The 15916-nt window shown below is 38.2% G+C and carries 12 protein-coding genes; 6 read left to right on the forward strand and 6 right to left on the reverse strand.

Annotated elements, in window-relative coordinates; genetic code table 11:
• Positions 1-101: 101 nt before the first annotated feature.
• Genes H7N67_RS02110 through H7N67_RS02135 form a run of 6 tightly spaced genes read right to left on the reverse strand, consistent with a single transcriptional unit; the run spans position 102 to position 8983 of the window.
• Positions 102-2651: a DNA translocase FtsK gene (locus H7N67_RS02110; protein ID WP_187938886.1), complete on the reverse strand. Its 2550-nt coding sequence runs from the start codon at positions 2649-2651 to the stop codon at positions 102-104.
• Positions 2648-4984: an ATP-dependent deoxyribonuclease AddB gene (gene addB / locus H7N67_RS02115; protein ID WP_187938887.1), complete on the reverse strand. Its 2337-nt coding sequence runs from the start codon at positions 4982-4984 to the stop codon at positions 2648-2650. The genes H7N67_RS02110 and addB overlap by 4 nt, the downstream gene beginning before the upstream one ends.
• Complete coding sequence (gene tkt / locus H7N67_RS02120; RefSeq protein WP_187938888.1) at positions 4981-6906, reverse strand: transketolase; 1926 nt, start codon at positions 6904-6906, stop codon at positions 4981-4983. Before tkt ends, addB begins: the two co-directional genes overlap by 4 nt.
• A 46-nt stretch (positions 6907-6952) precedes the next feature.
• Complete coding sequence (locus H7N67_RS02125; protein WP_187938889.1) at positions 6953-7795, reverse strand: bifunctional riboflavin kinase/FAD synthetase; 843 nt, start codon at positions 7793-7795, stop codon at positions 6953-6955.
• Positions 7761-8468: a 23S rRNA (cytidine-2'-O)-methyltransferase TlyA gene (gene tlyA / locus H7N67_RS02130; protein WP_187938890.1), complete on the reverse strand. Its 708-nt coding sequence runs from the start codon at positions 8466-8468 to the stop codon at positions 7761-7763. Before tlyA ends, H7N67_RS02125 begins: the two co-directional genes overlap by 35 nt.
• Positions 8468-8983 (reverse strand): hypothetical protein, encoded by a 516-nt coding sequence (locus H7N67_RS02135; protein ID WP_045005447.1) that lies wholly within the window; start codon positions 8981-8983, stop codon positions 8468-8470. Before H7N67_RS02135 ends, tlyA begins: the two co-directional genes overlap by 1 nt.
• 66 nt (positions 8984-9049) lie before the next feature.
• Between H7N67_RS02135 and pyrB the strand changes: the two genes are divergently transcribed.
• The 6 genes from pyrB (at position 9050) to H7N67_RS02165 (ending at position 15888) form a co-directional block, all read left to right on the forward strand.
• A complete protein-coding gene (gene pyrB / locus H7N67_RS02140; protein ID WP_187938891.1) occupies positions 9050-9973 on the forward strand; it encodes an aspartate carbamoyltransferase in 924 nt (307 codons plus the stop codon).
• Positions 9974-10228: 255 nt separating this feature from the next.
• On the forward strand, positions 10229-11668 hold the full coding sequence (gene hofB / locus H7N67_RS02145; protein WP_187938892.1) for an outer membrane beta-barrel protein HofB: 1440 nt from the start codon (positions 10229-10231) through the stop codon (positions 11666-11668).
• 90 nt (positions 11669-11758) lie between these two features.
• Positions 11759-13414, forward strand: a complete 1656-nt coding sequence (locus H7N67_RS02150; protein ID WP_187938893.1) for an ABC transporter ATP-binding protein — start codon at positions 11759-11761, stop codon at positions 13412-13414.
• Positions 13408-14031: a neuraminyllactose-binding hemagglutinin family protein gene (locus tag H7N67_RS02155; RefSeq protein ID WP_187938894.1), complete on the forward strand. Its 624-nt coding sequence runs from the start codon at positions 13408-13410 to the stop codon at positions 14029-14031. Before H7N67_RS02150 ends, H7N67_RS02155 begins: the two co-directional genes overlap by 7 nt.
• Before the next feature lie 3 nt (positions 14032-14034).
• Positions 14035-14604 (forward strand): restriction endonuclease, encoded by a 570-nt coding sequence (locus H7N67_RS02160; protein ID WP_187938895.1) that lies wholly within the window; start codon positions 14035-14037, stop codon positions 14602-14604.
• A 132-nt stretch (positions 14605-14736) separates the two neighbouring features.
• Positions 14737-15888 (forward strand): AAA family ATPase, encoded by a 1152-nt coding sequence (locus H7N67_RS02165; RefSeq protein WP_187938896.1) that lies wholly within the window; start codon positions 14737-14739, stop codon positions 15886-15888.
• The last annotated feature ends 28 nt before the right edge of the window (positions 15889-15916 follow it).

A 15916-nucleotide genomic window follows, 5' to 3' on the forward strand; every position in this document is an offset into this window, starting at 1 on the left:
GCATTTTTAAAATCAATCATAAAAAGCTTGCGAAAAGCAGGCGGTAACTTTTTAAAAATTAAAAATAATGTTTTTATTGCCAATATCCAATGAAAAAAAGCCTAAAAGTTTTGCAAAATCTCTCTGTTGCCTTTAGCGTTTCTTGGGGATAAAAAGCCTTGAGCTTCTAATTCGTCCGTAATGGTAGCGGCTTGGTTGTAGCCGATTTTTAATTGCCGTTGTAAAAAACTCGTAGAAGTGATCTTTTTTTCTAAAATCACCGCTTTAGCCCTTTCTAGAATGTCATCGCCTTGATAGTTAGGGGCGTCTAAAGGCATGCGTGATTCTTCTAGCAAGAAATCTTTGTCGTATTGTACCTCTTTTTGGGCTTTAATAAAATCCACGATTTTTTTGATTTCATCTTCAGTGGCAAAGGGGGCATGCAAGCGCACTAACCCGTTCGCTCCCGGTGGGGTAAAGAGCATATCGCCTCTTCCTAACAAGCTTTGTGCCCCATCGGTGTCTAAAATCACTTTAGAATCAATTTTAGTGCCTACCCTAAAACTCACCCTTGAAGGCAAATTGGTTTTAATCAAGCCGGTTACGACATCCACGCTTGGGCGTTGGGTCGCTACAATGAGGTGCAAGCCGCTCGCTCGCCCCATTTGAGCGATTCTAGCGATAGGAAACTCCGCTTCTTTGCCCCCTGTCATCATCAAATCCGCTAATTCATCAATCACCACAATCAAATAAGGGAACGCTTCAACGCCGTTACTTTGGGCTTGCTCATTATAAGAATCAATGGTTTTAACCTTGTATTCGCTCATTAAAGAGTATCGGCGCTCCATTTCTTTAGCCACGCTTTGCAAAGCCCCGATAGCTTTTTTAGGATCAGTGATAATGGGCGTGAGCAAATGAGGGATATCCGCATAAATGCTAAATTCCACCATTTTGGGATCGATCATCACTAATTTGAGTTGATCGGGGGGGTTTTTATAAAGTAAGGATAAAATCATCGCATTCACGCCCACGCTCTTACCGCTCCCTGTCGTGCCGGCGATGAGCAAGTGAGGGAGCTTTTTTAAATCCGTGATGAAAGGGTTACCCACAATGTCTTTGCCTAAAGCTAGAGTTAAGGGCGAGCTGGATTTTTGAAACAATTCGCTTTCTAAAATTTCTCTCAAATAAATAATCTGGCTTTGGCTGTTAGGGATCTCAATACCGACAACATCCTTACCCTTGATAGGGGCTTGAATGCGAATGGATTCAGCGCATAAAGTCATCGCTAAATCATCGCTCAAGCCTAAAATACGGCTCACCTTAACGCTAGGGGCTGGGCGGAATTCAAAAGTGGTTACAATGGGGCCTGAATAAGTGCGGATAATATCGCCATCAATTTTAAAGGTGCGCAGCTTGCTCAATAAATCCTGGATTTTTTGGTCAATCTCGTTTTCGTCTAAAGAAGTGTCTTTCAAACAAACCGCATTCAATAATTGCGTGGTGGGAAGCTCATAATCTTTGGGTTTTTGCACTTCGCCATAATCCAATCCGTCTAATATCTCTTTATTTTCGCTCAATTCTTTAACCATAACGGGTTTTTTAGTGCTTGTGGGGGTTAGTGGGCTAAAGCTTGGAGCGTTTTGTGTTTCTTTTTCTTCTTCTTTGAGATTTTCTTTTATCGTTTCTTCTATCATTTCTTCTTGCGCGTTTTCTTGTGGGCTTTCTTCTTTTTTAGGGTGGTTGGGGGTTTTTTGGTTTTGTGTTTTGTTGTCACTTTCTGTGTTGGGTGCGGATATTGGCATGATAGGTTTGGGCGTGGTGGGCGTTTCTTTTGTAAGCGTGGGTTCTCTTTCTTTAGTTTCTTGCTTAGGTTCTTTTAAAGGGGGGTTAGTGGGGTTAGTCAAATCATCAAATCGGTTTCTTTTAGGGTAAATGGTGTAATGGGTAGGGGGGTGGGAGGAAATTTGGACTAAGCCTTCTTGCGGCTTTAAATCGTTTAAAGTCGTGTTATAGGGGGTAGGGATCGCTAAAAACGATTCTTCGTTAGGGGTTTTGTGGTTTTCATCAATAAGGTTTTCTTTAAGGTTTTCTTTTTCTTTGTCGTTGTTGGTTTCTTTTTTTTGAAGATCTGATAAGGTGTTTTCAAAACCCTCTTTTTTTGGGCTAAAATTAGGGCTGAAAGCCTGTAAGCATTGTTGATAAATCTCTTTTAAAAGGTTTTGCGTTTTGTTTATATAAGGATAAAAAACGCTTTTAGGGGGCAGTTTGAATAGAATCAAATAAGAAATAACTACCATAAGCATTATCAGCGCATAAAGCCCAAAATCCCCTATAAAAGGGCGTAAAAACAAACGCGCGCTGTTGCCGATTTCCCCTTGATTCAACAGGCTAGATTGTAAAAAGAGCAAAGATAAAATGCCTAATAGATGCCCTAAAGTTTTTTCTAAAACGATTTCTGTAAAAGGGTTTTTAGCCTTGTATAAAAGGAATAAAACCCACACTAAATAGGGTAAATTAATGAATGAAAGATACCCAAAATATTTTTTATTGAGTGCGGCAAACCACACCCCAAAACGCCCCACTAAACCGCTATTACCCAGCCATGAAGATAGGGTTAAAAACGCTAATAAAACCCCTATGATTAAAGCCAAATAAAGTTTTTTAGATTTCATCGGTTGCACATGTCTTTAAAAGAGCAATACTCACAATCTTTAACTTCTAAAGTTTTTTCAAAATCAATTTCTTGCTTGAGCTTGGGGATAAGAGAATATTCCAAATGATCCATTTTAGCCTGTAAAATAAGCTCGTCTTCTTCTAGTAACTCGCCCTTTCTCAAATCATAAAAAAAGGCTTTTATAGGCTCTTTGTAACCCAGATTTTTAAGGGCGCACGCGTAGATGGCCATTTGATAATCGGTGCTGATTTGAGCGATTTCTATGGGGCTTAAGCTTTTTCGTTGTTTTTTACTCATGTTGTCTAATTTCAAATCGTTTTTAAATTTGTAATCCAATAAAATAATTTCATTGTCAGCGGTTTTGTCAATCCTGTCTATACGCCCTTTAAAAATAACGCCTTGAATGGCCGTTTCAAAGCTTTTTTCAAGATCAAGGATTTTGATTTTTGTATTAAAGCGTTCTTTTTCTTTAAGATAAAAAGCCTGGATTTTTTTGAGCGCTATAAGAGTGTCTAAACGCTCTTTAGGGGTAATGTTTTCTCTTGTTTCTAAGAGCCAAATGAGCCTCTCTTCTAATGCATAGGGGTTTTTGTCTTTTTCATAAGCTTCTTTTAAAAGTTCATGGAGCAAACTGCCCACAGCGCTATTATTTTCATCTTTAGGGCTTTCTTTGAAGCGCTTCATGTAGTGGTAGTAAAAACGGCGCTTGCAAGTTAAAAAAGCGTTTAATGAGCTAGCGCTAAAGCTAAAATCTTTAGGGATAGCGGCTTTGATTTCTTCTTCTTGGTAGTCTTTTAAAGGACTTGTTGCAAAAAGCGTGTAAGCGTCTTTGATAGGCTCTATATGCAAATTTAATTCTAAAAGCATGTTAGAGGCTTTTGAAGTTTCGCTTTCTATATAAGAAAGCGTTATTTCTTTAGAGTTTTTAAAGAGCTGGCAGTAATAGTGTTTTTGCAAATTTTTCTTATCCAATAAAGTGGGGAGGTTGAGCGATTTTCTTAAAGCAGAGTTTAAAAATAAATCGCAATCTTTAAGGCTTGGCACGCAAGTTTCATTGAAATCTACAATAACCACTTTATCAAATTGCATGCCCCTTGTCTCTAAAGTGTCCATGACTCGTATTTTGCCCCCACTAGAATCGTCTAAGCGGAAGTTGGCTTCAAATTCTTGCAAATACAAATGCAATAAATCTTTAAGGCTGTAGTTTTGAAGCGTGTCTTTTAAAAGATGATACTGGTGCATGATTTGAGAATGCACTTCTTTTAAGGGAGCTTTTTCTTTAGAGCTTTGTTGTTCTAAAAGCGGGAGCGTAATATTTTCTAAATCCAATAACGCAGACTCGCTTAAATTAAAATCGCTTGTTTGTAAATCTTCTGAGATTTTTACAAGCTCTGTATAATAAGGGCTGTTTTTAGCCCCTAAGCCCATAGCGAAATTCAAATTGTTGTTTTTGTCTAAGAGTTTTAAAAAAGGTAAAAAATCCGCATTAGGCGTGATGATCGCCATTTTATTAGGATCGTTATCTTTTTGCAAATATTCTTCTATGGTTTGTAAAACTAAAGCGCCTTGTTTTAAATAACTGGAGTTAGCATAAAGCTTTGGTTCTATTTTTTGATCATTAAAAGTTTGAGAAAGGATCTTTTGGGTTTTAAAATCAATAGAATAATCGCAATCTGTCTCTAATTTGAGATTCAAAAATTCCAAAAATTTTTGGTTGTATTTATCGCAAGATAGGTGTAAAGTGATAGGCACTAACTCGGCCGCTTCTAACAGGCATTGCCTTTCAAAAACGCTCATAAAGCCGTCTAAATACCATTCAATGGAGGAAAAATGCTCAAAAAATTCTTTTAAAATGGCGGGCTTTTCTTGCATGATTTTGTCATAAAAGCCTAATTCTTCTAGCTTTTTAATGTAGCGATCATAAATCATTTCTAAGACTTCTAAATGCTTTTCATAATCCAAATAAATGTCTTTAGAAGAAAGTTCATTGAGTTTGATGCAAGCAGAGCTTAACTCATCAAACAAATCAAACAAGAAAGAAGTGCTTTCCAAATACCCCAAAAAGCTGTTTTCAAAAAGCAAAAGCCCTTCAAGAATGGATTTTTTTTCTTTAGCGATAGCTTTAATGGTGTCTATCATTAAAATTAGCCGCGCGTTGTTAGGGATTTTCTTTTTATTAGGGATGTAAAAAGCCTGTTCAAAAAAACTCCCCATGCTCATTGCGTTAGGCAAAAACCCTTCGCCTTGCTCTAAATAGAAATGTTTTAAACGCCTGGTGGAGCTAAAAACAAACAAGAGGGTTTTTTCTAAAAAAAGTTTTTCTAAGTTCATGCGTTGAGCAACCTTTTAGCTTGAGTGGTGATGTTTTCAACGCTGAAGCCGAATTTTTCAAAGAGTTTATCGCCCTTTGCTGAACTCCCAAAAGAATCCATGCTAATGATTTTATTCGCAAAACGATACCACTCTATCGCGCGGCTCGCTTCAATCGCTAAGACTTTACCCTTAAAGAGTTCTTTGAGATAGCTTTCATCTTGCTCTATCAACAAGTCAAAGCATGGCGCGCTCACCACTTGAGTGGGGATATTTTCTCGCTCTAACATTTTAGCGCTCTCTAAAGCCAAAGACACTTCGCTCCCGCTCGCAACGAGCGTGATAATGGGATCTTTAGAATGGTGTTTAACATACGCCCCTTTTAAAACCTGCTCTTTAGAAACCTCATCAAGCACGGGTAAATTCTGGCGCGATAAAATAAGAGCGCTAGGAGCGTTCAAACTTAACGCTATTTGCATGCAAGCCGTATTTTCAAAAGCGTCGCTGGGTCTGAAAGCATAGAAATTGGGCAAAGCGCGTAAATGGCTCAATTGCTCTATGGGTTGGTGCGTCGCCCCATCTTCGCCCACGCCAATGCTGTCATGCGTAAAGATAAAAAGGGCTTTTAATTTCATCAAAGCGCTCAAACGCATGCTAGGCATTAAATAATCGCTAAACACAAAAAAGGTCGCGCAAAAAGGCACCAACAAGCCATACGCCGCTAAAGCGTTAGTGATAGCCCCCATGGCATGCTCTCTGATCCCAAAATGCAAGTTTTGCCCTAAAGGGAAATCGCCAGAGTGTTTTAACTGCGTGTTATTAGAGGGGGCTAGATCCGCGCTCCCCCCTAAAAAGCCCTCGCATTCTTTAGCGATAGCGTTTAAAATCATGCCGTTACTCACTCTCGTGGCTAGAGATTCGCCTTTTTTAAAGGTGGGGTAATGGATGGCGTTAAAATCAAAATCCTTTAACGCATGGATTTTTTCTTTTATTTTAGGGCTTAAGGATTTTTCCCATAAGGCCTCTAAGCTAACGCCCCTAACTTTCACTTCTTCAAAATGCATTTTGTTTTTTGGACTAATGATAAAGCTTTCATCAGGGTTGATTTGAGCGTTTTCTTTGGATTGTTTTAACACTTCTTTATTTAAAGGCGAGCCATGCGTTTTTTCACTCCCTTCTAAGCCAACAGCTCCCTTACCAATAATCGTATGAGCGATTAAAAGCGTGGGTTTATGGGATTTTTTGGCTTCTTCTAAAGCGTTATGAATCGCTTGATAGTCATGCCCATCGCATTCTAGCACTTCCCAATTTTGTGCCACAAACCGCATCTTAACCTGTTCGCTAAAACTAATATTGATAGCGCCTTCAATGCTGATTTGGTTGCTGTCATAAATCACAATGAGATTGTTTAGGTTGAGGTGCCCGGCTAAAGAAGCGCTCTCATAACTAATGCCTTCTTGCAAATCCCCATCCCCACACAAGCAATAGACTTTATGAGAAATGGCTTTTTTATCTAAAAGGTTTTGAGCGTATTGGCTCGCCATGCTAAAGCCCACAGCGTTAGCAAAACCTTGCCCCAAAGGGCCTGTCGTGATTTCAATGCCTTCGGTGTGGTGTAATTCAGGGTGTCCTGGGGTTTTAGAGTGTAATTGCCTGAAACGCTTTAAATCGTCTAAACTCAAATCAAAGCCCCACAAATGCAACAAACTATACGCTAATGCGCTCGCATGCCCTCCGCTAAAAACCAACCTGTCCCTATTGAGCCATTTAGGGTTGGTGGGGTTAAGGTTTAGGTGCAAGCTTAAAACCACCATCACATCGGCTAATCCCAAGCACACGCCCGGATGCCCGCTATTAGCCTTATCTATCATGTCTGCGCATAAAAAACGAAGCGTGTTCGCCATGCTTTTTAATCGTTCTAAGTCAGCGTTACTCAATTGCATCAAATTTTTCCATTTTTAAGGTTTTTGAAAGCCATTTTAACACAAATTATCTCAAAATCTCTTTGGCTCTTAAGATGTCTTGTTGGATCTGATTTTTAAGCTCTTTTAATGAATTAAAACGCATGTTGTCTCGTATTTTTTGAACCCAACGCAAAGCGATTTCTTTGGGCGGTTTTTCTATGATGGCATCAAGAACATGGCATTCTATGGCGAAATTGTGATCCGTGCTTAAGCGATTGCCTATAAAACTCACGCTTTTTTGATAAATTGGATCCTTTATTTTCACCAAACTCGCATACACCCCAAAGCTAGGGAGGATAAAATCTTTAGTTTTGATATTTAAAGTAGGAACTAATTCTTTATGCCCTAAGCCTTGATCGCTAATGACTTCCCCACACACTTCATAAGGCCTGCCTAAGAGCTTGTTAGCTAAAGATAAGTCGCCATGACTTAGGGCTAGTTTGATCATCTTAGAATGCACGCTAATGTTTTGGACTTTCACTTCAGGCACAATAATGGTTTTTTCAAAACGCTCTTTTAAAAATAAAGCGTCATTTTGCCTCCCATGCCCAAACCTGAAATCATAGCCCACGACTAGGCGTTCTAAATGGGGGAATTTCTTTTTTAAAAGCTCTAAAAAATCTAGGGCGTTTAATTGTGAAATTTCTTCTAAATACACAAAAAATAAAGGCATCTTAACGAGTTTGGCGCGGTATTTTAGGGGGGTTAAATAGCCTTTAGTGTAATGCTTTTTTTCTATGATTAAAAGGGCTTTGGGATCTTTTAATTTTTTAAAAAGGGCTTGATGCCCTAAATGCAAGCCATCAAATTTACCGATAGCTAGGCTTTTAATCTCAGGCTCGCTTGAAATGGATAAAAAATTCAACATTCCCGTTTTTCCCTTTCACTAAGCTTTCTTGGATCTTTAAGATTTGAAAATCCTTTGTTTTTAAATGGTTTTTAAAGTTTTCTAAAGCGTTCAAAATGGCTTCTTTATCCATCACCACCCCCTTTTTATTGCGTTTTATGGCTCTGCCCACTTCAAATTGCGGTTTGAAAAGCGCTAAAAATTCACCGCTTAAAGGCAAAATCGCTTCTAAAATACAATATAAAGAAATAAAGCTCACATCACAAAGCGCTAAATCAATTGTTTCTGGCGTTTTAAACCCTCTAATATCGCATTCTTCATAACATTCTATGCGTTTGTCTTGTTTCAAGCCCTCATCTAATTGCATTTTCCCCACATCCACGCAAAGCACCTTTTTAGCCCCTTTTAAAAGAGCCACTTGACTAAAGCCCCCCTTGCTCGCTCCCACATCTAAAACAACCTTTCCCTTAAAATCCACGAAATGGGTTTCTAAAAAAGCCCCTAATTTTTCCCCAGCCCTGCTAACGAAAAGTTTTTCAGCGATGAGCTCAATCTTATCGTCCTCTTTAACGATAAAAGAGGGTTTAGAGATGACTACTTTATTGACTAAAACCTGATTTTTTAAAACCAACGCTTTAGCTTTTTCTCTGCTATTTGCTAAATGCTGGTTGAATAAAGCGTAATCTAGGCGCATTAAAATTGAGGCAAGGGGACTTGATAAGCGAAATTAAAAACAATCTTGCCCAAACTATAGGCATCAAGCTCTAGTTTGGCTTCTTGCACCGCTAAATAATCCAATTTGTTAAAAGCGAGCAAAAAAGCTCGACTCCACCTGTTCGTGGTTTCTAAAATGCCATCAAATTCATCTTTTGTGATTTCTCGCACCCATAAAGGCTCTGAGCCTGTAGGTTTTGTGCCAAAAAGTTCATAAGAAATATAGCCATCATCTATCCAGTCGTTATTTTGCGTGAAAATCTCCACTAAAAAATACTCATGGTCATAGTAAGTGCCGCTATCCACATCGTTTAAATGCGTAGCGATAGCCGTGATGATAGGCACATTATCTTTGGTGATTTCGCCTTTTCTGCTGGCTTGGATCTTTTTTTCTAAAACTAAGTCTAGCGTGTAGGTGTCTTCATTAAAATTGCTCACACACCCCAAACAAAAGAATAAAAACACCAGAAGTGTTGAGAGATTTTTCAAGCCCATTCCTTGCTAAAACCCATGCCATTTTTAGCTAAAATAAAGTCTATATTATAACTAAAAGGGGGTTTTATGCCAAAAAAATGCCGACACTTGCTCCAAACCAGCGATTTAAGCCTAGATGAAATCAAGCTTTTATTAAAAAAAGCGAGCGTTTATGCGAACGATTTTAACGCCGTATCTTTAGAAACAAAAGAAAAAATGCAAAATAAAATCATCGTGGCTTTATTTTTTGAAAATTCCACCAGAACGGTGTCTAGTTTTGAAATCGCAAGCTTGAGATTGGGGGCAAAAATCGTGAAATTAAACATGCAAACAAGCTCCACTTCAAAGGGTGAAACTCTAATAGACACTTTTAAAAATATCCATGCCATGCAACCTGACGCTATCATCACACGGCATGCTTTTTCAAGCGCGCCTTTTAAATTGGCTGAATTTTCACAATGCCCCTTGATTAACGCAGGAAGCGGCACAAGCGCTCACCCTACCCAAGCCTTATTAGACTTGCTCACCCTTTATCGGCATTTTGGCAGTTTGGAAAATCTAAAAGGGAAGAAAATCGCTTTCATAGGCGATGTGAAAAATTCCAGAGTGGCTAATAGCAACATTAAATTGCTCCAAAGACTAGGGCTTGAGATCATGCTGTGCGCTCCAAGCTCCATGCTCCCTACCACTTCTTTAAAAACGACGCATAACATTGAAGAAGCGATAGGATTTGCTGACATCTTAATGAGCTTGAGGACCCAAACCGAACGGCACAACGCGCCCATTTTTGCGAGCTTGAAAGATTATGGCAACGCTTATTGCATCACCCAAAAACGCCTAGATGATCACGCTAAAAATAAAGAGGTCATTATTTTACACCCAGGCCCGGTGCATAGGGATATTGATATAGAAAGCGCGGTGTTAGAAGACAAGCGATCTAAAGTCTTAGAGCAAGTCAAAAATGGCGTAGCGATGCGCATGGCGGTGTTGGAGTTTTTGCTATTAGATTGATTATCAAATTTAAAAACGCTTTTTGGCATTTTTTAAAAAAATGGGTTTGGTTGTAAAACGGTGCAAAAATCCCACTTTGATTAAATTTTGATTTACTCTATCTCATTTTATGATGAAACTAAAAAAATTTCGTTATAATCTAAAATAGTTGAGTTAATTAAAAGTAAATAAATAGCTTGATTACGCTTCTTTGTTTTTTAGATCAGTTAAGAATTGTATAATCTTTAAGATGTATTGGCTATTAAAAGGGAAAAAATGAAAAATAGTGCGCCTTTAAAGAATAAAGTTTTTTGTGGGTTATATGTTTTGAGTTTGAGCGCTTCTGTGCAAGCGTTTGATTATAAAATTGAAGTTTTAGCGGAGTCCTTTTCTAAAGTTGGCTTTAATAAAAAAAAGATTGACATAGCTAGGGGGATTTATCCTACAGAGACTTTTGTAACCGCTGTAGGTCAGGGCAATATTTATGCGGATTTTTTATCTAAAGGCCTTAAAGATCAAGGGCATGTTTTAGAGGGAAAAATCGGTGGCACGCTAGGAGGGGTCGCTTATGATGATACTAAATTCAATCAAGGCGGATCGGTTATTTATAACTACATTGGTTATTGGGATGGCTATTTAGGGGGTAAAAGAGCCTTGCTTGATGGCACGAGTATCCATGAGTGCGCGCTTGGATCTGATGGCAAGGTGATTGATTCTATAGCGTGCGGGAACGCTAGAGCCAATAAGATCCGCCGTAATTACTTGATGAATAACGCTTTTTTAGAATACCGCTATAAAGATATTTTTTTAGCTAAGGGAGGGCGTTACCAATCCAACGCTCCTTATATGAGCGGTTACACGCAAGGCTTTGAAATCAGCGCTAAAGTCAAGGATAAAAATGAAGGAATCCACAAATTATGGTGGTTTAGCTCATGGGGTAGGGCGTTCGCTTATGGGGAGTGGATTTATGATTTTTACTCTCCAAGAACCGTGATTAAAAACGGGCGCACTCTAAATTATGGTATCCATTTAGTGGATTACACTTATGAAAGAAAAGGGGTTAGCGTCAGCCCTTTTTTCCAATTTTCGCCCGGGACTTATTACAGCCCTGGGGTGGTTGTAGGCTATGATAGTAACCCTAATTTTGATGGCGTGGGCTTTAGATCCGAAACAAAAGCTTATATTTTGCTCCCTGTCCATGCCCCCTTAAGAAGGGATACTTATCGTTACGCTATAAAGGCTGGCACTGCCGGGCAAAGCTTGCTTATTAGGCAACGATTTGATTACAATGAATTTAATTTCGGGGGAGCGTTTTATAAAGTGTGGAAAAACGCAAACGCTTACATCGGCACGACAGGAAACCCTTTAGGCATTGATTTTTGGACCAATAGCGTTTATGATATAGGGCAAGCCTTAAGCCATTTGGTAACCGCTGATGCCGTCTCTGGTTGGGTTTTTGGTGGAGGCGTGCATAAAAAATGGCTGTGGGGGACTTTATGGCGTTGGACTAGCGGTGCTTTAGCCAATGAAGCGAGCGCGGCTGTTAATGTGGGCTATAAGATCAGTAAGAGTTTGACAGCGAGCGTGAAATTAGAATATTTGGGCGTGATGACGCATTCAGGCTTTACGGTAGGGAGTTACAGGCCCACGCCCGGCTCTAAAGCGCTTTATTCAGACAGGAGCCATTTGATGACAACTCTTAGCGCCAAATTCTAATAAATAGCTTTAAGCTGTTTATTAAAGCGTTAAAAATCCCTTAATAAAAACACTATAATACAAGTTTAATCAAATCCAAAGGTTAAGCATTTGAAACTCTTTTTCAGGCGGTATTCTAAATACCTTAAAGAGCATTATAAAAGTTTTATAGTGGTTTTATTTTCTTCTTTAGTGGTGGCTTTAAGCACGGCTTGGGGGACTTATTTAGTCAAGCCCACTTTAGATGAAATTTTTATCAATAAAGACACTCACATGCTCAAAATCCTGCCTTTTTTAGTGATCTTAGCGTATTTGGGTAAGAGTGGGGGCATGTATTTAGGCACTTATTTCACTAACTTTATTGGGCTTGATATTGTCAAAAAAATACGCAATACTATGCTAGAAAGCCTTCTTAAAATGGAAATGGATTTTTTTAACAGGACGAAAAAGGGCGAATTGATCGCAAGGATCACCAATGATATAGGTTTGATTAGAGCGAGTTTGTCCAATTACCTTTCAGAGAGCATAAGGGAGGGGCTAACGATTGTCGGGTTAGTGGGGGTGGTGATCTATCAAAGCCCTAAATTAGCGTTAGTGGGGCTAGTTATCATGCCGCTAGCTGCTATTCCTATCAGTAAAATCATTCGTAAGGTTAAAAAACTCGCTAAATCCCATCAAGAGAGTAACGCTAAAATCACCGCTCGTTTGAGTGAAGTCTTTAACAATGTGGAAGCGATTAAAATCTCTAATGGCGAAAAATTAGAGCATAAGGCTTTTGTGAAAGAAAATGAAGCGTTTTTTAAAATCGGTATCAAAAACATCGCCGTGGCTGAAATTTCTTCGCCTTTAATGGAGTTTTTAGGCTCAATCGCTATAGCGTTAGTGATTTATTTAGGGGGGAATGAAGTGATTAGGGGCCATATTAGCGTGGGGGCGTTTTTTTCTTTCATCACAGCCCTTTTTATGCTCTATACGCCGATCAAACGCTTAACTAGGATTGTTTCTAATTTTCAAGAAGCTTTAGTCGCTAGCGACAGGATCCATGAGATTTTAGAAAGAGAGCCGGCTATTGTTGATGGGGAATTAACGCTAAATAACGCCATACACACCATAGAATTTAAAAAGGTATGGCTGGCTTATGCGCTAGACAATCAAGAGCGTTATGTTTTAAGCGATATTAGTTTGAAATTCCAACAAAATGAAATCATTGCTTTAAAGGGCGAAAGCGGGAGCGGTAAAAGCTCATTAGTGAATCTGATTTTACGCCTTTATGAGCCAAGCCAGGGCGAAATTTTCATCAATGATCAAAAAATAGAGAGCATCACTCAAAAATCCTTAAGAGAAAAGATTAGCGTTGTTACTCAAAGGGTGTTTATTTTTAACGGGAGCGTGGCTGAAAATGTGGCGTATGGTTTAGAAATTGATGAGGTAAAAATCAAAGAATGCCTAAAAAAAGCTCAAGCCTTAGATTTTGTGGAAAAAATGTCTCATGGGATAGAAAGCGTTTTAGATGAATTTGGCGCTAATCTTAGCGGCGGCCAACGCCAAAGAATCGCCATTGCAAGAGCTTTGTATAAAGACGCTCAAGTTTTAATCTTTGATGAAGCCACTTCCGCTTTAGACAATCACACAGAAGAGAGCATCAAACAAAGCATTTTAGAATTGAAACAAAACCGCTTGATCATTCTTATTTCGCACAACCCAAGCACGCTTAAATTAGCCACTAAGCATGTGAAATTAGAGCATGGGCGTTTGACAGAATGCTAAGGATTTTAAGCGTTGGTGTTGCTTTTGTTTTACTAGGGTGTCAGTTTTTCAACAAAACGACTCTGCATTTAAAATATAAAGATTACCCCAAAAACAGCCCTTTAAAAACCGCTTCCACTTTAACCCCCCCTAAAATCTTTTTTAACGCTCATTTTGTGCCACCCTTTTACCAAAAGGAATTTAAAAAAGCGCTCACCCAGCAAATCGCTTATTTTTTAAAAGATAAAAGCGCTTTCACTTTCAATGTTTCAGGCAATGTTTTTTTTTCTTTTGAAGAGAGTCCTAAAGATTTAAAAGCCATTAAAGAAAGGCTTAAAAAGACGATTGAGCCTAACGCTGACCCTAAATCTGTCATGCGTTTTTTAAACCTTCAAGCGAGCTTGATTTTAGAATGCGTCCCGCAAACGACTTGCCCGTTTGACACCCTTTTAATCCCCACCGCTTTCAGCGTGCCTGTTTATTACGCTAATCGTTTGGGCGATAACCCCTCTCTTTTTTCCCAAGAAGATAAAACCTATCATAACGCTTTAATCAAAGCCCTTAATAAGGCTTACTATTCTCTTATGGAGGGTTTAGAAAAGCGTTTGAACGCTATAGAAAATGCAGAGTGGCTTTAAGGCATGAAAAAGATTGTATTTTTTATTTTTGTCATTTTGTTTTCGGTAGGGATTTATTTAATTTGGCATGTTTTATTGGAAAAAGCCCTAGAATTGAAATTAGCAACCTCAGCTAATGATTTGCTTTTAAAATTGTTGGCAATTCTTGGCGTTTTTTCCATGTTAGTGCTTTTTCAAGGCGTTATCTCTTCGTATAAGAAGCACCAACTCAAACGCATTTTGCAAAAAATAGACGCCATGAACGGCTTTGAATTTGAAGAATATTCCAAAATCTTTTTCACTTCAAAGGGTTTTGAAGTGAGCATCACGCAAAAAAGCGGCGATTATGGAGCGGATTTGATTATAGAAAAAGACGGCATCAAATGGGCGGTTCAAGCCAAACGCTACTCGCATAAAGTTTCGCCCAAAGCCATTCAAGAGGTGGTCTCTTCTAAAGCTTACTACGCTTGCGAAAAAGCTTGCGTGATCACCAACAGCTATTTCACGCAAGCCGCTCAAAAACTGGCTCAAGCTAACGAGGTGCTTTTGATTGACAGAGACGAATGGATCAAATTTTTGGGTGGGAAAAACTAATCCAAATAGGATAATTTATATAATGCTTTTATTTTTATGATTTCTTATTTATTTCCTATTAAATTTTTTCGTAATCGCATGCGTTATAATATGAAAATTTAGCATCAATTTTTGTTTGGATAAAGGGGTTCAATGATTCAGTCTGTTCACATTAAAAATTTTAAGACTTTTAAGGACACTCAAATTGATGGTTTTACCAAGCTTAACATTATCACTGGTGAAAACAATGCGGGAAAGTCTAATTTGTTAGAGGCGTTATATTGTTTAGTGGGAAAATCCATGCACCCATGCGCCAATATATTAGAGATTTATGACAATATACGCAAAGAGCCTTTAACCATAGAATCAAAAAACCTAATGTTTTATGGTTTAGACACCGAGAAAGAAATACAAATTGTTACAACTTTAGATAACAATCAGACCTTGGACTTGCAAATAAAATTCATAGCCAGTGAATATCAAAATACAATAGAGTCGCAAATAATACCCACAGCAGAACAAGCGCAAGTGTTCTCACAACTTAAGTTTATTTTTAAAAAAGATAAAGAAGAAATCTATAACGATTATTTAAATATCGCTAGAATTCACAATTTTCCACCAATTCCTAATCAGTCAAGCTACAACAGGCAATTTAATAATTTCAAACCTAATTTATCACGGAAGCTTTTGCCCTTTGAAAGTGCTGCCATCATAACGCCTAGCGATGTTGCTCGTAAGCGAAATGTTATGAATCCTAATGCTATCCATATTATGGATCCCAATATCATTCAAGCAGTGGGTAAGATTCTTGATGATAATCAACTAGAAAAAAGGCTGAATAAAAGCCTTAACCAATTTGATAAAAACATTCAAGCTATTAGATTTAATGCTAACAACCAACTCAAATTAAAAGTGAAAAATATCAAAGAAAAAGTCCCACTATCTGTGTTTGGCGATGGTTTGAAGAAATATTTGCATATTGTAAGCGCTTTTATGGTTGATAACGCAAAAACGATTTATATTGATGAAGTAGAAAATGGCTTGCATTTTTCTCGCATGGGGTTATTGTTAAAAAATATTATTGATTTTATCAATAATAATAAAGATGGTAATTTGCAAGTGTTTATGACTACCCACAACCAAGAATTTATAGAAATTTTAGATCAAGTTATCAAAGAAAAGGATTTTGCACATCAAACTAAGTTGTTTTGTCTTAAGCAAGACGATCAATATGTTATTCCAAGAACTTATTATGGAGAAAATTTAGAATATTATTTTGAAAATGAAGAGAATCTTTTTGGCTAAAGCATCATACTAAGATTAGGATCATTCA

This window comes from Helicobacter pylori (assembly GCF_014498195.1).
GTDB lineage: Bacteria > Campylobacterota > Campylobacteria > Campylobacterales > Helicobacteraceae > Helicobacter > Helicobacter pylori_DO.